At 57.5% G+C, this 17,378-nt stretch carries 14 protein-coding genes; 4 read left to right on the forward strand and 10 right to left on the reverse strand.

Features of this window, described 5'->3' with window-relative positions; all coding sequences use genetic code 11:
- Positions 1–45 precede the first annotated feature (45 nt).
- A complete protein-coding gene (locus JK199_RS11795; protein WP_244985108.1) occupies positions 46–774 on the reverse strand; it encodes a siderophore-interacting protein in 729 nt (242 codons plus the stop codon).
- Between the two features lie 239 nt (positions 775–1,013).
- Between JK199_RS11795 and JK199_RS11800 the strand changes: the two genes are divergently transcribed.
- Entirely contained in the window at positions 1,014–1,940 is a 927-nt protein-coding gene (locus tag JK199_RS11800; protein ID WP_212376180.1) for a LysR family transcriptional regulator, read from the forward strand.
- A 6-nt stretch (positions 1,941–1,946) separates the two neighbouring features.
- Here JK199_RS11800 and JK199_RS11805 read toward each other — a convergent pair whose 3' ends face one another.
- The 3 genes from JK199_RS11805 to JK199_RS11815 are packed head-to-tail and all read right to left on the reverse strand — an operon-like array spanning position 1,947 to position 6,101.
- Entirely contained in the window at positions 1,947–3,476 is a 1,530-nt protein-coding gene (locus JK199_RS11805) for a DHA2 family efflux MFS transporter permease subunit (RefSeq protein WP_003618926.1), read from the reverse strand.
- Positions 3,473–4,633 (reverse strand): HlyD family secretion protein, encoded by a 1,161-nt coding sequence (locus JK199_RS11810; protein WP_212376183.1) that lies wholly within the window; start codon positions 4,631–4,633, stop codon positions 3,473–3,475. Before JK199_RS11810 ends, JK199_RS11805 begins: the two co-directional genes overlap by 4 nt.
- Entirely contained in the window at positions 4,626–6,101 is a 1,476-nt protein-coding gene (locus JK199_RS11815) for an efflux transporter outer membrane subunit (protein ID WP_212376186.1), read from the reverse strand. The genes JK199_RS11810 and JK199_RS11815 overlap by 8 nt, the downstream gene beginning before the upstream one ends.
- Positions 6,102–6,325: 224 nt before the next feature.
- On the opposite strand from JK199_RS11815, the gene JK199_RS11820 reads away from it, so the two are divergent.
- A complete protein-coding gene (locus tag JK199_RS11820; RefSeq protein WP_212376187.1) occupies positions 6,326–8,557 on the forward strand; it encodes a TonB-dependent siderophore receptor in 2,232 nt (743 codons plus the stop codon).
- A gap of 96 nt (positions 8,558–8,653) precedes the next feature.
- On the opposite strand, the gene JK199_RS11825 is transcribed toward JK199_RS11820, so the two are convergent.
- The 6 genes from JK199_RS11825 to JK199_RS11850 form a co-directional block, all read right to left on the reverse strand.
- Positions 8,654–9,259: a flavin reductase family protein gene (locus JK199_RS11825; RefSeq protein ID WP_212376189.1), complete on the reverse strand. Its 606-nt coding sequence runs from the start codon at positions 9,257–9,259 to the stop codon at positions 8,654–8,656.
- A 211-nt stretch (positions 9,260–9,470) separates the two neighbouring features.
- Positions 9,471–10,199: a pirin family protein gene (locus JK199_RS11830; RefSeq protein WP_212376192.1), complete on the reverse strand. Its 729-nt coding sequence runs from the start codon at positions 10,197–10,199 to the stop codon at positions 9,471–9,473.
- Positions 10,196–11,788: an efflux transporter outer membrane subunit gene (locus tag JK199_RS11835; RefSeq protein WP_408742379.1), complete on the reverse strand. Its 1,593-nt coding sequence runs from the start codon at positions 11,786–11,788 to the stop codon at positions 10,196–10,198. Before JK199_RS11835 ends, JK199_RS11830 begins: the two co-directional genes overlap by 4 nt.
- Positions 11,775–12,851, reverse strand: a complete 1,077-nt coding sequence (locus JK199_RS11840; protein WP_113596921.1) for an HlyD family secretion protein — start codon at positions 12,849–12,851, stop codon at positions 11,775–11,777. The genes JK199_RS11835 and JK199_RS11840 overlap by 14 nt, the downstream gene beginning before the upstream one ends.
- 75 nt (positions 12,852–12,926) lie before the next feature.
- A complete protein-coding gene (locus JK199_RS11845) occupies positions 12,927–13,955 on the reverse strand; it encodes a ferritin-like domain-containing protein (RefSeq protein ID WP_239021549.1) in 1,029 nt (342 codons plus the stop codon).
- A 131-nt stretch (positions 13,956–14,086) separates the two neighbouring features.
- Complete coding sequence (locus tag JK199_RS11850; protein WP_113596919.1) at positions 14,087–15,730, reverse strand: MFS transporter; 1,644 nt, start codon at positions 15,728–15,730, stop codon at positions 14,087–14,089.
- A 265-nt stretch (positions 15,731–15,995) separates the two neighbouring features.
- Here JK199_RS11850 and JK199_RS11855 point away from each other — a divergent pair, with 265 nt between their 5' ends.
- Together JK199_RS11855 and JK199_RS11860 are read left to right on the forward strand one after the other, a co-directional pair.
- A complete protein-coding gene (locus JK199_RS11855; protein WP_244985109.1) occupies positions 15,996–16,934 on the forward strand; it encodes a LysR family transcriptional regulator in 939 nt (312 codons plus the stop codon).
- Between the two features lie 43 nt (positions 16,935–16,977).
- A complete protein-coding gene (locus JK199_RS11860; protein ID WP_133258756.1) occupies positions 16,978–17,373 on the forward strand; it encodes a hypothetical protein in 396 nt (131 codons plus the stop codon).
- The last annotated feature ends 5 nt before the right edge of the window (positions 17,374–17,378 follow it).

Consider the following 17,378-nt stretch of genomic DNA (forward strand, 5'->3'; position numbering starts at 1 on the left):
TGTCAGCCTTTTCTGGTCTGCATGATTGTCGTGAAGAGGGATCTGTCAGTCACGGTCGCGATGGTCCGCATCGCCCATTTTCCAGTAACCGGCCGCATGCAGGCGACCGGAAGGAAGCAGACGATCGACGGTCAGATAAGTCCGCACGGCTCTGACCATGAAAGACTCACCCGCGACCCATACCTGACAATCGGACAGATCAAGAACTGCCCCCTGTACAGCGAGTTCGAGTTGCCCCGTCGTGCCGGGGGGCTCGCTACCCGAATGCAGCCAGGTAACATTCAGGGATGCAGCAGTTTCCAGTTTCTGTTCTTCATCTGTGCCATTCACTTCAATAAAGGCATCGGCAGTAACGCCAGGTGGTAACGCCTCAAGAATAGCCGCTATCGCTGGAAGCGACGTCGCATCCCCCACCATAAGATGGCGACTTGCAGCGGGATCAACGCGGTATCCTGCGCGCGGCCCTGCCAGTTGAAGCACATCCCCAACTTTTGCCTTTTCGGCCCAGGCAGACGCCGGACCGTTGTCGCCATGCAGGACAAAATCCATTTCCATCAACCCGGCAATCGCCTCATAGCGGCGGATCGTATAGGCACGTCCTTCTGGCTTGCGGCCGGGCGGTGCAGGAAGGAACACCTTCATCCATTGCGCGGGATGCTCGACCGGTAGTCTCTTGATATCGTCTCCGACGAGCGTGACGCGCCGCATGTGCGGCGTCACATCATGCACCGCCTTGACGACTGCCGGACGTAACGTCCTGTTTTGTGACATCATTTTCATCACGATGACTTTCAGAAATCCGGGGACCGCAAATGAAAAGGCTCTGGCCCTCTGGGGAAGGCAGAGCCGTGGAAAATTGGCCCTCTTGTCTGAGAACACCTTACGGTCTGATCCAACCTTCAAAAAATACCGTGAAATGGAAAGTATCATTCCATTATATGAAATGGTCGCATCTGAAGATTACTGGCATCCTGAACAAGGTCGTGACGTAAGACGTGGAGTGATTTGAAAACGTGAAACCGACGGACCTCAATCTTCTCCATGCACTGGACATCCTTATTGAGGAACAGAGCGTGGGCCGTACAGCGGAACGCCTTGGGCTAAGCCCACCTTCCGTGAGCCGTCTGCTCGCTCGCGCCCGTGAAATCATGGGCGATCCCATTCTGGTACGGGCAGGACGGGAACTTGTCGCCACGGAGTATGCCCGCACCCAGCACGCCCGGATCCGCAACATCATTGCCGAAGCTCAGGACGTTCTCCTGCCGAACACGGAACTGCATCTCGACCGACTGGAAAGACGGTTTACAATCCGGGCAAATGAAGGATTTACAGCGGCGTTCGCCTCAAGCCTCGCAGCCCGGATCGCTCATGATGCCCCGAAAGCGGAACTCCGGTTTGCCCAGGAACATGAGTCCGACGACGATGCGCTGCGCGAAGGACGCATTGATCTCGATATCGGGGCGCTCCGGGCCATGGGACCGGAAGTACGGGTTCAGACCATTTTTCGCGATCATCATATCGGACTGGCACTCCCGGACCACCCCATCTTCAAAACTGAAATTTCTCCGGAACGCTTTGTATCGTTTCCGCAAATAAGTGTCTCACGCCGGGGACGCGCGGAAGGGCCTGTTGATCAGGCGCTGATGGCGCATTACGGGCTTCAGCGACGGGTTTCTCTCATCGTTCCTTCCTTCATGCTGGCGATCGCTGCTCTTCCCGGTACGGAACTGATCGCCCTCGTACCGCGCTTTGTCCTGCGTGCTGTCGAAGCTTTGGGGATACAATTGAGAACGTTCGATATTCCTGTACCTCTCGATACACTTGTCATTGCCCAGGCATGGCATCCCCGTTTTGATCGCGATGCAGCGCACCGCTTTCTCAGACAATGCGTGCGTGAAGTCTGTGCACCGGTGAGGCGTCAGGACGATAAGACGTCCTGATCGGACTCAGCTTTTCTTTCGAGGCAGTCGGGCAATCCAGATGATTCCCACGGATGCCGTAAAGGCAAATGTGGAGATCATGTAGAATTCATTCATGGAAACCATGTCTGCCTGAACCAGCACCTGATGGTAGATAGCTCCCCAGGCCTGATCCCCCGTCAGCCCCGCACCTTTCAGGGTCGTCACCGCATCCGCCGCACGATCGTGATAGGGCGTAAGTGTCTCAACCAGATGCGCCTGATGATAACGGGAGCGCCGATCCCAGAACGTCTGGGCGAGAGAGGCGATAAGATTTCCAGACATCATGCGAATGGCTGTCTGGAGCCCGGACGCGGCAGCAAGGCGTTCCGGCGGAATGCCAAACAGGGAAAGAGCCGTCAGAGGTGTCAGGAAAAAGCCGATCCCTATCCCCTGGGCCAGACAGGTGAGAGCAATCGTACCGGCATCGATATCCGTCGTGAAATTTGCCCGCCAGAACGCCACAGCGGCCCAGCAGAAGAAGGCCAGTGACGCGAAGAGGCGCGCATCCCCCTTTCTGACCCATGCCCCAAGAAAGGGCGCAAGCAGGATACCAAATACACCCATGGGGGCAGTCACGAGCCCTGCCCATGTCGCATTGTATTCCATATCGGTCTGTAGCCAGAGTGGCACCAGCACAAGGGCTGCGAAATACAAGCCGAACCCGATGGCCACCGCGACCGTTCCAACTGCAAAATTCCTGTATGCGAAGAAATGCAGATCAACGATGGGATATTTGGCGCCCAATTCCCATACAACGAGGAATACAAGTCCCAGCACAGACAGGATCGCTGTTGTGCAGATGAAAGGCGAAGCAAACCAGTCGAGTATCCGTCCACGGTCAAGCGCCACCTGCAGACACCCCATGGCAATGGCAAGTAGGATCAGGCCGATTACGTCAACCGGAAGTCTGACAGTCGGTGTATCGCGTCCCCGCAGCAGCGCCGATGTGGAAACCACCACGAAAATGCCAACCGGTGCGTTGACAAGAAAGATCCATGGCCAGGTGTATTCGTCCGTAATCCAACCGCCGAGCACAGGCCCTGCCACCGGCCCCGCCATGTTCGTCATGGCCCACATGGCAACCGCCAGTGTCCGTTTTTCCGGCGGAAATATAGCAACGAGCAATGCCTGGCTCAGTGGCACGATCGGACCTGACACCATGCCCTGAAGGACACGAAAACCAAGCAACAGCGGAAAGGAGCGCGCCATGCCACAAAGCACTGAGGCAACCGTGAAAGCTGCCACCGCGCAGACAAACAGCCTGACCTGCCCGAACCGACGCGACAGCCAACCCGTCAGGGGAATGAAAATGGCGTTCGCAATTCCGAAAGAGGTAATGGTCCATTCGCCGATTTCGGTGCTGACACCAAGGTTGCCGGAAATGGTCGGGACCGAGACGTTCGCGATCGTGATATCCGTCACGGCCATGAAGGAGGCAAGACCGATTGTCATCGCCGCGAACGCCAGGAGCGGTCCGGACAGCGGCTGGATTGGCTGGGGAGCCGGCCTGCTCATTCCGCCTCTCCCATGGTTTTCATCATGATCTCCGCAACATGACGGTCCGCAGCCTGCTGCTGCTCTGTATAGAGGTCTGTACCAACAGCGACTGCTGGACGACTGGCTGCTTGTGGATCGCACCGTCCGGTATCAATCTCAACCTCGGTCGACATCCCGATCCGGAGAGGCTTACGGGCCAGTTCCACCGGATCGAATGCGATACGTACAGGCACACGCTGCACAACCTTGATCCAGTTCCCTGTTGCGTTCTGGGCCGGCAGTAAAGCGAAAGCCGCGCCACTGCCAGCGTTCACATCCATGACATGGCCGTGATAGATCACGCTGCTGCCATAAACATCCGCAGTCATGGTGGCGGGTTGACCGGCGCAGACGTGCCGAAGCTGCCTTTCCTTGAAATTGGCGTCGATCCAGAACTGGTCGAAAGGCACGACGGCCATCATACGATCACCAACAGCGACGCGGCGTCCAAGCTGGACATCCCGTTTTGCGACCATGCCTCCGACCGGCGTCCGCACCGTGGCACGCTCCATATCCAGCGTTGCCGCCCGGAGCTTGGCCTTTGCTGCAATAACATCTGGATGGGTAGGAAGCGTCGTGCCCTGTGTCTGGGACAGCGCAACGGTATACGCCGCCTGCGCAACCTGAAGGGCGGCCTTCGCCGTATTGGTGGCATCCGAGGCATGGCGGGCCTCTTCCGCCGTCACAGCCCCCTGCCCAACCACCATACGGCGTGCCCGGAGATCGGCCGATGCCCGATCCAGTTCTGTCTGACGGACAGCAACGAGCGCACGGGCTTCGTCCAAAGCCGCGAAAAGTCTCCGGACATGACGGATGGCCTGACCCAGGCCGGCTTCAGCAGCCTCCAGCCTGATACGCATGTCACTTGTGTCCAGTTCCACGAGAGATGCACCTGTCAACACACGATCAGTGTCGTCCGCCCCGATGGCCCGGACAGTACCCGCGACCTGTGGTGTAATCGCCACAACATGCCCATTGACGTATGCGTCGTCTGTAGAAACGAGTGCACCATTGGAGAGAAAAGTATAGGCGCTCCAGCCAACTGCGATGATTACGAGACCACCACCGAGCCAGAGCAGACGCTTGCGACGGATAGCGGCAGGATCCGCAGCCGCCGGAACAGGAGTATCAGCCATGGTATTTCTGCCCTGCAGAGAAAGTGAAAGAAGGCGACCAGGCGCCACCGAGTGCGCGAATGAGGGTGATCTGGGCTTCAGCGACGCGTGCGGCCGCCTCGACTGAACGGCGCTCAGAGAGCAGCAATGCCGTTTCGGCCGCCAGACGATCATTGGTGTCCGAAAGACCATTTTTCTGACGGATGCGTTCAAGATCGACGACATGCTGCCAGTGCCTGACAGCGGCCTCGGCTTCCTGCCTGGTGGCCTGCCTTGCCTTCAGGTCGGAGATTCCGTCAGCGGCCTGCTGCAGCGCCTTTGACACTGTCGCGTTGTAGTCATTGACAGCAGCATCGTACTCACCGAGCCGGTTTTTCAGGGCGGCACGGAGCTGACCTCCTTCGAAAATAGGAAGGGTGACGGCTGGCCCAAACTGTGTCGCGACACTGCCCGGTCGCATCATGTGACCGATATCGAGAGACCGGAAACCGGCAAAGGCAACAAGATCGACATCGGGATAGAATGCCGCGCGGGCCGCACCAACGGCGTTGGATGTGGCTTCCACTGCCGCACGTTTGGCCTCTACATCAGGTCGATAGCCCAGAAGAACAGCCGGAACATTCGACAACGGCGCCGGATCAGCAATAACTGGCAGATGCGGCCGTGCGATCGCGTCTCCGAAGTCAGGCGATTTACCGAGAAGGGCCGCGATTTCATGTCTGCGGGCACTGATCTCTCCGTCCAGCAGATCAATCTGGCTGCGGGTGTCGGTCAGGGCCTCACGGGCCGCCACAGCATTGATGTCGGTCGAAAGCCCGGCCTTTTCCCGTAACGCCAGCATTTCCACGATGCCTTCACGCCGTGAAAGCCCCTGCTGAGCCACATCGCGCATCCGATACGCTGCATCCAATCTTACATAAGCACTGACCATTGCCGTCTGAATCAGAAGGCGCGCATCAGCGACCTCAAGAGAGGAAACCTTCTGCCAGTAGCGTGCCGAACGTGTCAGTTTTCGCCAACGTCCCCAGAAATCGACATGATACTGAACATCAAGCTGGAGTTTACCCTCACTCCCGAAATTTCCTTTGTATGGCGCGGGATAATAAGAGTGATTAGGGAATTGCTCTCCTGCTATCCAGCCGAACCCATCGACATGGGGCAACTGGTTGGCTCGCGCTGCGCCTTCTACGGCAGCAGCCTCACGCAACCGTGCCTGTGCAATCTGGATCGAGGGAGCACTTTCCTGCGCGTCTCCTACGAGCCGCTCAAGCTGAGGATCATGATAGACCAGCCACCATGCCTTGGCGGGAAATGTGTGAGCAGACTGCTGTTGCGCCTGTTCAATATCATGACCGCTTTTCAGGATGCTGACATCCGTGATTTTACCTTCAGGACGCTCATCCCTGCCGGGAGCACATCCTGAAAGGGCCAGAAGAGTGGAACAGAACAGCAGCCACGCTCGCGTCTGTACTCGATTTGTAGTGTACATCGCACCGTAGTTCCTGTGATTTCAGGAACCATTGCCTACCAAGGTCCATACTGATCAGAAATGCCGTGGAATGGAATGATTCATTTCATCTCGGGGAACGCTCCGACTGACAACGGTCTGAAACAGGAGCCTCAGCACGGATACATCGGAACATCCTATGTATTGACTCTGCGAACGCTTCGCACTTACGTTTGGGGTAACCTAATTCGTTGGACAGACCCTCAATGACCCAATTGATATGCAGATGCGATCACACGAGCCATAAGCGCCGCGCTGGCGATGCTTTTCATGACCGACGCAATCCATTTTTCTGCATTCTGCTTGGATGTGGTGTGGCTCTGCCCTGCATTGGGCAGGCTGCTGAAGACAAAACCCACGACAGAAAACCGAAAACAGAAACGATCGTGGTACGTGCGCAGTATCAGCATAAAGCGAAAGGATACGTTGCGTTCGATAGCAGTACCGCCACCAAAACGGACACTCCACTCCGTGAAATTCCACAGTCCATTTCCGTTGTCACGCGACAACAGATGGATGATCAGGTCACTCAGAACGTCGCGCAGGCGTTACGATACACGGCAGGCGTCTATTCCGAACCGCGCAGCGACACGATATTCGATACGACATTCATGCGAGGGTTCGGTGGCTTCGCGACATCCGCCAATTACGTAGGCTTTCTGGACGGCATACAGTTACAACAGGGACAAGGATGGGCCATTCCAACGGTAGATCCGTCCACCCTTGACCGGGTGGAAGTGCTACGCGGCCCAGCTTCCGTGCTGTACGGAGACGCCAGCCCCGGGGGAATCATCAACCTCGACAGCAAACTTCCGTCTCTTTCCGTCCCCCGGCAGGTTGCGATCGAAAGCGGCAGTCGCAACAGGATACAGGGCACATTCGATGTCGGCGGTGCCCTGACGAGCGATCAGACGCTCCTTTATCGGGTCAGCGGCCTGGGGCGTCGGGTCGATACCCAGATGCGGGACGCAAAAGAGCAACGACTGGCTCTTACGCCCACGCTGACTTGGAAAGCTACGCCACGAGTAAGCGTTGATTTTGTACTCAATGTCCAACGTGATCCGGACAATAACTTTGCAGGCTGGATCCCCGCACAGGGAAGTGTTCTACCTGGCCCGCACGGGCGCATTTCCACGAAATTCAATCCGAGCCAGTCAAACTACGATGGCTACAACCGAACACAGATCATGCCGGAATACCGGGTAAAATATCACTTTCTTCAGGGATGGACCCTACAGCAAACCGTTCGCTACGAATATCTGAATACGAGCTTCAAGGGACTTGCAGTCAATTTTTCCAATCCCTACGACACTGATGGAAATCTCAATCGTTACTCATCCTGGTCACGTGCTGATCTCAACGGTGTGGTGGCTGACACACGCGTGGAAGGGCATGTGACATCAGGACCACTCCAGCACCGCATTCTTGCTGGCGTAACCTATGACCGGTCGGAATCGTCAATGCGCCAGTCGGCTTACGGGCTGGTCTCGGCACTTGATTATAGCGCGCCCGTCTATGATGCCACCATTGTGCCTCCTGCGCTGGCCCAGAGCACAAGGCAGGACTCACAACGTATCGGGGGTTACATACAGGACCAGATCAGGTTCGGTCACTGGTCCCTGCTTTTGGGCGGCCGCCATGACTGGCTTACCATAAGGACGCGAGATCGGCTTTCCGATACGACAAGCACCCAACATGATTCAGCGTTTACCGGACGTGCGGGGCTTGTCTATCTTTTTGAAAACGGATTATCGCCATACGTGAGTTATTCGACATCCTTCCAGCCGGTTGTGGGCGTCGATTATGAGGGGAAAGCTTTTCAGCCGACCCGGGCCAGTCAGGTTGAAGGTGGCATCAAATACCAGCCTGTCGGTTATAACAGCTTCCTGACGGTCGCTGCCTACGACATCAATGAACGACACGTCAGCACTACAGATCCGGCTCATCCCTACTACTCCGTCCAGCGCGGTGGCGTACGGTCCTGGGGTATCGAGTTCGAAGCCCATGCAGCCCTCACAGATAATCTGGGACTGATTGCGTCCTACAGCTACACGGATCCGACTGTTACACATGATCCGGATGCCAGTCTGATCGGAAAACGCCTCTATGCCGTGCCCAGACATATGGCTTCGCTTTGGGCGAACTATGCCGTCACCTGGGGACATCTGCAGGGCATCAACGTCAGCGGGGGCGTCCGATATGTTGGTTCAAGCGCAGGCGATGAGACAAACAGCTTTACGGTTCCCGGCGTAGTACTGTTTGACACGACACTGCGCTACGATCTCTCCCACCTGTCACCCAGCCTTCATGGATGGTCTCTGATGTTCAACGGCACCAACCTTTTCGACCGGAAATATGTGTCATCATGCTTTTCGGCGGGAGGATGTTTCTACGGAAACCGGCGGACGTTCAAAACCGGTGTTGCGTTTCGATGGTAACATGAAGCTACCAGCTTCACCATTATGGGATTGATTGATGCGACTTTTTTATATCGCATTATATTCTGCGCAAGTTTCATGAATTATACAATTCCTTCAGGAGCGCACGCTACGGGCCATACGGCCCAATTCAGGGCCGAGACCGTGATAGGTCCTGTAACTGAATACAAGAGGATCCCATTTTGCCGGATCGATCTGACCGGACGTTTCATTAATGATCCCGACTGCAGCGTGCAGCACGATGGCTTTTGCGATGATAACGGAAAACCCCTCTGGGTCGTCCGAAACGTCAGTCATGGTATTTACGACAACCTCAATCTGGATTGGACACTCGGCAACGCGTGACGGACCGCCTTCAGTCGATGTGAGCCGCGTCAGCCCTGCAACCTCAAACTTGTCCCGACAATAAGAGAACTGTCCTGCCTTATGGTCAGGAACAGGATTTTTCCCGGTAAACGCTGCAATGCGCTCAATTGATTCGCACATCTCTGCAGAAGGAAGGTTTACCGTCAGGCGAGGACGATGACGTAAATTTTCCATAGCCTGAGACGCAGATCCCAAGCCAAGCACCAAGAAATCCCTGAGGGACCAGGATGACGACATGGGCGTCAGATTGTCCGAGCCGTCGCTGTTCTCCGTACAGACCAAGGCGACCGGCGTGCCGTAATACATGCTTCGGGCAGGGATACGAATTGTCTTCATTATTTTGAACTCCTGAAAACGCAGCCCCAATGGCGGAACTCATGCGTTTTGGGCGAGCCTACGGATGTTAAGGAGACGCTTGGCAAAGCGATACTCTATGACGTGACCCAAGCCACAGCCCTTTTCTCCAAAAACTCTCCCCTTCTTTTGAACCACATATTTTCCGAATAAACTCTCGCTTTCGTCCTTAACCCGAGAAACACCCATACCTTCAGACGGTATCAATCAGCAGGACGATGGCATCCGCTTCTCCCAGAAGCCTAACCTCTGTTTCGTTAGAAATTTCCGCTCCCGGCCCGCTACTGACAGACTGGTCATTGACCCTTATCGTGCCCGAAAGCGCAACGAGGTAAAGCCGCCGTCCCGCTCTTGTGACGTAATGCGTCACCACTCCCGACTGCAGCGCCATCCCCATGACGCGCGTAGAAGCACGAAGCGGGAGTGGTTCGTCTGCTGCCCCGCTATCGGTATCCTCGGGTGAATCTTCGGCAAAGCCGCTCGCCAGAATGGCGAGCGCATTCTGACCATGCCGGACCGGACGGTGATGAACCACACTCTCCGGCACCCCGCCCTCCTCGTCCGGCAGCAGCCATACCTGAATGAATGAAGAGTCCGGACTGGCGGCCCACCACGTCGCGTCCTGAATTCCCTGCCCTGCACTGAGCAGATGGATATCGCCCTCTTGAAGCTGATGCGGTGCCTGACCGTCAACTTCGGCAAAAAAAGTGCCCTTGAGAACAATTGTGACAATATCCCGGGCATCCTCTTCTCCCAGCCGGAACTCGGCAAAAGGCTCGAAAACGGCGGTATTGATCGCACGTATCTGTCCCCAATGAACGTGAGCAAGGTCACGGTATTCCGCGAAAGAGAAATGACAGCGAATGGTCACGCCAGGCTGCGTCACCGTCCCGAGATCCCGGGCGGGGCGAAGGGTGATCATGATTTTCCCTTTGGTGCTGATGTCGAGCCTGCAGCATAACGTCGCGCCTGAACCGGGAACTGCCGTTCCCATCCGCCACCGAGCGCACGGTAGAGACGAGCGACCGAAGTGGAGACGCTGGTTGTGGCCTGCACGAGCTGGTTCTGGGTCGCCAGAAGTGCGTTCTGCAAGGTCAGGACATTCAGGAAGTCAGATGATCCCTGCACATACTGGGCCTGAGCGGTTTGCACGGCGATCTCGTTTTCCTTCACGGCTTCCGCGAGACGATCCCTCTGGTTCTGCGCCGCCGAGAGATCAGCCATGGCGTCGTCGATTTCCTGCCAGGCCTTCAGCACCGTGCGCTGGAGCATGACAGCGGCTTCCCTTTGCTGCGCTTTGCGCAGGCGTAGCTGACCTGTCAGGCGTCCGCCTTCAAAAATCGGTAGTGTCGCTGTCGGTCCGAACCCATACTGTCGCGACGCCCAAGATCCCAGCCCGCTGAACTGGAGCGCCTGCACATCCAGACTTCCCGATAGCGTGACGCGCGGGAAGAAATCGGCAATGGCCACACCGATATTGGCCGTCGCAGCGTGCAGACGCTCTTCCGCCATACGAATATCCGGCCGCCGTTCGGCCAGCTCGGACGGGAGACCCACCGGCACCGACACTGGCACGGGAGGAACCGGTGCGGGTTTGCCGAGCTGCGCCGTGAGGGCACCGGGTTCACGCGCCACCAGAAAACTCAGCGCGTTGATCAGATGCACTTCCTGGCTTTTCAGAGCGGGAAGACGCGATTCAAAACTGTGCAGCTGTCCGGTAGAATCCGCAACGTCCAGGCGGGTGGCAGCTCCTTGGGTGAAACGCAACGTTGTCAGTTGCACGCTATGGCGCGCGATCCCGATATTGTTTTCGACAATTCCGATCTGGGCCTGCACCCCGCGCAGTTCGAGGTAGTCCTGCGCGGTTTCTGCCATGAGCGACACCAGTACATCGCGTCGCATATCTTCGGTTGCACGCATTGCGGCCGTCGCAGCCTCGACCTGCCGGCGGACGTGTCCCCAGAAATCCACCTCCCACGAGGCGTTCATACCGTATTGTGGCAGGTTGAAGGATGAAGCGCCTGCAGATCCCGGAAGGCGTGTGGGACCAAACCCCTGCGTTCCACTCGCGATTGACCCTGCCCCCTGTTCTTCCATGGTGCCGAGCAGACCCAGGACACCGTTGGGACTGGCCCGTTCCCGCGCATAGGAGGCATTGGCTTCGGCGTGCGGGAACTGGGCGGCGCTCGCAATCCTGCGCTCCGCCATGCTCTGGGCAAAGCGATAGGCAGCCGCCCGCAGGTCTAGGTTGACCTCGGCCACCTGATGTTCAAGCGCGGTCAGGACGGGATCATTGTAGATGGTCCACCATTCCGGGTCGAGCTGTGCCTGCACCGGATGACTTTCAGCGGGCGCGACACTCTGGTGCCAGGATGCTGGTGAGGCCGGTGGGGATCTATGGTAATCAGGTCCGACCGTACATCCTGCCATGGGCAGACCGAGAGCCAGCCACGCGGCGAGGCGAGAGCGCATTGAACGCGCGGCGGCGATCATCGCTTTATTGCCAGACATAGCGCTCATCCCTGGCCTTGCTGCCTTCCGGCGTTGAGGACGTGTCGATCCGGACCTCAACGGACATGCCCACCCGCACACGGGCCGCCAGTGGCTGACCGGGATCAAAGGTTACACGGACCGGCAGGCGCTGGACGACCTTGGTAAAGTTCCCGGTAGCATTGTCTGGCTGGATGGGAGCGAACGCGACACCGGTTGCAGGCGGTATGCTGTCCACATGGGCGCGGAGCGGATGTCCGGGGAACGTATCCACCCAAACCGTGGCTTTCTGCCCCGGCAATACACGAGTGAGCTGCGTCTCCTGGAAATGCGCCACGACAAAGGCATCCTGCACGGGCACCACGGCCATGAGCGCGGTCCCGGCATGAACGTAATTGCCGACGCGTACGCCTCGCACACCCACGACACCATTGATGGGCGCAGGGATCGTGCAGTAGGACAGATCCAGTTCCGCCTGACGCAGTTCTCCCTCTGCCCGGACGAGGCTTCCTTTTGCCCGGTCAAGTTGTGCGGTCAGAACTGTCACCTGGTCTTTTGCGGCCTGAACTCCAGCCTGATCCCTGATCAACGTCGCGACAGTCTGGCGCGTCCCGGATGCCGTTCGCTGGCGCTGCTCGACCGTGCCAGCACCTCCCGCGGACAGGTTTCGATAACGCGCTTCATCCTGACGGGCGAATTCGAGGGCTGCCTCGTCGGCCTGTACTGTTGCGGCGGCCGCCGCGATGACTGCGTTCTGCCTGTCCAGTTCAGCCTGCAGATTGGCGATGTCCGCCCGCGCGACCGCGACGTTTCCCTGTGCTACTTTCAACGCGGCGCGATAATCATCGTCCTCGATATGGGCGAGTTCTTCACCGGTATGGACCCGTTCATTATCCTGCGCCTGCACATGATCGATACGGCCCGAGACTTTTGGGGCAACCAGCGTGGAATAAGCCGTGACATAAGCATCATTGGTTTCGACATGGACGCCATTACCGAGAATGAGGTGGTCTGCGAACCAGGCGGCGGCGCCAAGACCGACGACGCCTGCGCCGATCAGCATGAGGTTTCGTGTTCGTGACATTTCAGCTCCAGAAATCCCCGACAGCGCACCTGAGCCAGTGCGTCAGCGAGACAGGCAGGATGTTGGCAAAGGCGGTCACATCGTCCGCGCGTAAAGAACCAGAAGGCCCGCAAAGCAAAGGCCACCGACCTTCTCGACGAGGCTGGGTCGTGACGCGGCAACTGTTGGGGTCTTTGAACGGGGGAGAACGTATCGGAGGCATCGGGAGAGGGCCGGCGTCATCCGGGGTCTACGCAGCCTCGCATCGTACCCCGCAAACCGCCGCTCGTTCTCGTCCAGGCAAATGCCCAGAAGCTCCCGCAGGCTGACGTCGATGCTGGACACGTCTTTTGCGCCAGATACGGTGAAATTCGCGTCCTGCTCGCGCATATTACCGTCGGCATCCATGCTTCTGACCATGCCGATCCGCTCCCATGCGAGAAACAGCCAGACACCGAGCACCCGGGTTTCAAACCATGGACGCTTCCACAGCGGCAGGGTGGCGCGATGCCACGCAAGCCAGTTGGCGAACAGAAGGATATGGCGGCACTCTTCCTGCATGACCGGCTCGAACGTCTCGACCAGTTCGGCGGGAAAGAAGCCGGAACGCTTTGCCAGTTCGAACAGACCGAACGCAAAGAAGCTGTCCACGCATTCGGAAAAACCTGTGACCATGTAGGCCCATTCGGTATCACGCGGGGTGATGTATGGCGGCTCCTTGGCCATCGGAATCCCATAGGCCTCGACCAATCGGGAGAGCACTTCCTTATGACGATTTTCCTCCCACGCGTTCCGGGCGATGGCGTCCTTCATGTCAGGGTCAGCAATAGTCGCGGCGTAGGCCGCCATCCTGAGGCGCGCCTTGCCTTCGGTTTCAACGGCGATGTCCCAGATCGGCAGGGATGTGATGCGTCGCAATGTAGCAGGATCAAGCCGGGGCCAGTCGATGACGGAAGGCCGGTATGGATTGAACGTATCGCGGAACATGCGCGACACCGCGCGCTTATGGGCGAGACTGCCAGGCCTCAGGGAGCCCGGTTCACTACTCTGCCAGTGCCGCGCGTGATAATCGGCATTGGCGAGCGCCTTGGTCCCGGCGTGAGCAATATCCGCGGCCTGAGGCATGTCTCCATAAATCCGTTCAAGATCAGTCCTGAATGCTTCGATGCTTTCATCGGGTGATGGGATGTTTTTAAGCTCAGAAGTAGAGCGTGGCACGGGATGCATCCTGTCTGACATGATTTCGATCCTGTGGCTTATTTGGCCGGGGCGCTGGCTGACGGCGCGCGTGGAGGATAAACCCGCTGGGGCAGGAACATATTGAGGATAATGAAAGCGGCACAGAGCCCGACCATCACGTAATAGATGTCCGCGCACGCCAGTACGAGAGACTGCTCGGCGACCTTGCCGTGGAGAAGAACCTGCGTATTCCGCGCCAGACGATCAGGGTCGGCGATGTGGGGAGCAAGCAACTTACTGGCGGGATCGCCCATCCCTTCCAGGGCATTCTGGTTATAACCGTAAGTATCCAGCAACATAGTGGAGTGATATTGCTCCCGCCGGCGCAGAAGCGCTGCGATGACACCAGCAGCAATGGCATTGGCAAATCCCTTGGTCATGTTGAACATGCCCGAGATGAAGGGGCCATCCGCCGGTCCGAGGCCCATGGTCGCCAGCATCAGGATCGAAATGACCATCATCGGCTGGCTGGCGACCTGCATCAGCTGGACAATATAGAAATTCTCACGCACCCAGTCTGAATCGATCCATGTCCCCAGCCAGTAGGATGCGCCCTGTATGGCCAGCCCGGCCATGAGTACGATCCGGCAATCAACTTTGCGGATATTACAGAGCGCAGACACCAGTGGCAGCGCGATCAGTTGGGGAACGGCCAGAATCAGCGCGATGGGCGCAGTCTGGATGGGGCGGTATCCCCTCACCTCTTCAAGGTAAACCGAGGGGATCTCGATGGTGACAACACAAAGAACGAGCACGGCCGCCAGGGTCAGCAGTGAGTCCGAGACATTTCTCTGCTTAAGCAACTGAATCCGGAAGAACGGCAGTGGATGGAACCATTCATTGATAATGAAAAGAATAAATAGAAAGCCACCGCCACAGAACAGATGTGTAATAAGCGGTGAGCGGAACCAGTCGAGCCGGTCGCCCTGTTCGAGAGCAATGACCAGCGAGCAGATCGCGGGCAGACCGGTCAGCAGTCCCCTCCAGTCGAACTGCCTGAAGCGCTCCAGCCGCAGCGGATCCTGCGGCAGCCCCCATGCCACACAGATCATCGAGATCACACAGAGTGGAACGATCTGCCAGAACAGGAACTGCCAGCCCACATATTCAAACCAGAAGCCCGCCAGCGGCACGCCGAGATTGGGACCAAAGGTCGCAGTCAGGGCATAGGCGCCAAGACCATAAATCTTGATGTTGGGCGGGAGGAAGCGCAGCGCCACCGTCATCAGCATGGGAGGCAGGCAGCCACAGGCAAAACCCTGCAGGCTACGCAGAATGAGAAGAGCGCCAAGGTTCGGCATAAAAGGAGCAGCGAGCCCAAGCACCCCAACCATTCCTGTCATGACGATGGTCAGACGTCGGATCGAAAACGTCACGGAACACCATGGTGCAAAGGCCATCGCCGAAATATTGAAGGCCTCGAACAGGGCTATAATCCACGTACCCTCGTCGTGCCCTATATGGAGTTGCCCCTTGATATCAGCCAGCGCCATTTCGGTTGTATGCTCGTTGAAACCGGCCAGCAGCACGGCCAGCAGTACGCCGATCAGGCCAGTGGCGAGACGCAGGCCGAAAGCTGGACCTTTCGGAGGCGGTGGAGGTGGCGCAGCAGGTGCCGGTGCAGCCACCACTTCCGCAGGAGAAAGGTCGATCCGGGTCAAACGACGCCTCTTTAATTTGCGATAGGTATGTCTGCGGCGACTGTGATCGCAACGCCCGGGATCGGGAACGCTCAAATATGAAAATATGTCTCTCATGAACCGTAACGGTAAGAACGCATAAAATTATTGCAGTGTCCTCATGCTTATGGCAGGGTCGCTTGCCTTAAACATCCTATGTTCCCATCTATTATGACATTGCCAGACAGACGGGTATGAACCGCCTTCAGTGCGCGGGAGGACTCTATTGATGACGCGTGGCTACGACTTGAACCTGTTACACGCCATGAATGTTCTGATTGAGGAATCGAGCGTTACGGGTGCCGCCCAGCGTCTTCAGGTCAGTGCGGCGACAATCAGCCGTACCCTGTCCAAGATCAGGGCAACCTTCGATGACCCAATACTTGTACAGATGGGCCGCAACATGGTACCGACACCCCGCGCGCTCCAGATGCAGCCGCGCATTAGCCGTATCCTCGCGGGCATGCATGACCTGATGCGCAGAGACGAGGAACTGGATTTTACGGACATAAAACCTGTCTTCACGATCCGGGCCGCAGATGTCGTCGTGGGACCATTCGCGACGAAGCTGCTTCAGACCTTGCGGGGAGACTGTCCAGACGCTGCTATTGTTTTTGCCAGTGAAACCGACGGCGACGATAGCGACGCTCTGCGGCGTGGGGCGATCGACCTGTATATCGGTGCAACCGAAAACCTGCGGCCGGAAATTATGCGGCAGACACTCTTCGAAAGCCGTTTTCATGGGGTCGTGCGTGCAGGCCATCCGATTCTGCTTGGTGAGATCACGCCCCAGTCACTGGTTCAATACGACCACATCAGTGTGTCACGTCGCAGCCGACGACATGGTCCCATTGATGACGCGCTGCAGGAAGAATTCGGCCTTAACCGGAACGTGGCCCTTCTCGTTCCCTCGTATTACACCGCGATGCAGGGCCTGCACCGGACCGATCTGATCCTCCCGGTGCCCGATGTAGCGATGAACCGCGACACACTGGACCGTCTTGGATTGTACGCCTTTCCCCTCCCACTTAAACTCGCACCCGTTAATGTCTTTCAGGCATGGCATCCCCGCCACGATTCAGATGTGGTGCATCGATGGCTGCGTCGCACCGTTCTCACGGTAACGAACGGATGGCGCAATCGCTCACATGAAGCTGCCCCAACGCCAGACATCCTCATTCATTAAAAAGGTCGGATGACCCGTCCTTTGTATATTATGGAGAATAGGCATGACTCTTTCTGACGCTTCGGGATTACTCAACACAAGCGATTTTCCGCTGGTCTGCCTGAACCCGAACCAGATGGTCCCGGGTTACGCGACAAACTGGAAGGGGGAGATGACCGCCCTTCTGGAGCGCGGCACCCCGTTTGCCCTGATTTACCCCCCTGCTCCGGAAGAGGATCACGAGGACAGAAAGGAACGAGGACTCTGGCTTAAAACAAACCGCGAGCCCCTTTCCAGATTATGCCGGGTCATGATCCTGATTGAACCCGATGCGATACGACGTTCGGCTCTCGAAAAGATGTTCCCGGGTACGGAACGCGCGTTCGGTGTTCCTCAGATGGCCACGGCGACAAAAACTGAAGCAGAAATCCTGGCCCGCCATGCTCTGGCCAGCAGGTAGATGAA

Origin of the sequence: Acetobacter persici, from assembly GCF_018256955.1 — a bacterium.
GTDB classification, from domain to species: Bacteria; Pseudomonadota; Alphaproteobacteria; order Acetobacterales; family Acetobacteraceae; genus Acetobacter; species Acetobacter persici.

Coding starts and splice junctions, on each gene's coding strand:
- JK199_RS11795 (WP_244985108.1), bottom strand. CDS start 774: ATGATGTCACAAAACAGGACGTTACGTCCGGCAGTCGTCAAGGCGGTG.
- JK199_RS11805 (WP_003618926.1), bottom strand. CDS start 3,476: ATGAGCAGGCCGGCTCCCCAGCCAATCCAGCCGCTGTCCGGACCGCTC.
- JK199_RS11810 (WP_212376183.1), bottom strand. CDS start 4,633: ATGGCTGATACTCCTGTTCCGGCGGCTGCGGATCCTGCCGCTATCCGT.
- JK199_RS11815 (WP_212376186.1), bottom strand. CDS start 6,101: ATGTACACTACAAATCGAGTACAGACGCGAGCGTGGCTGCTGTTCTGT.
- JK199_RS11820 (WP_212376187.1), top strand. CDS start 6,326: ATGACCCAATTGATATGCAGATGCGATCACACGAGCCATAAGCGCCGC.
- JK199_RS11825 (WP_212376189.1), bottom strand. CDS start 9,259: ATGAAGACAATTCGTATCCCTGCCCGAAGCATGTATTACGGCACGCCG.
- JK199_RS11830 (WP_212376192.1), bottom strand. CDS start 10,199: ATGATCACCCTTCGCCCCGCCCGGGATCTCGGGACGGTGACGCAGCCT.
- JK199_RS11835 (WP_408742379.1), bottom strand. CDS start 11,788: ATGTCTGGCAATAAAGCGATGATCGCCGCCGCGCGTTCAATGCGCTCT.
- JK199_RS11840 (WP_113596921.1), bottom strand. CDS start 12,851: ATGTCACGAACACGAAACCTCATGCTGATCGGCGCAGGCGTCGTCGGT.
- JK199_RS11845 (WP_239021549.1), bottom strand. CDS start 13,955: ATGCCTCAGGCCGCGGATATTGCTCACGCCGGGACCAAGGCGCTCGCC.
- JK199_RS11860 (WP_133258756.1), top strand. CDS start 16,978: ATGACTCTTTCTGACGCTTCGGGATTACTCAACACAAGCGATTTTCCG.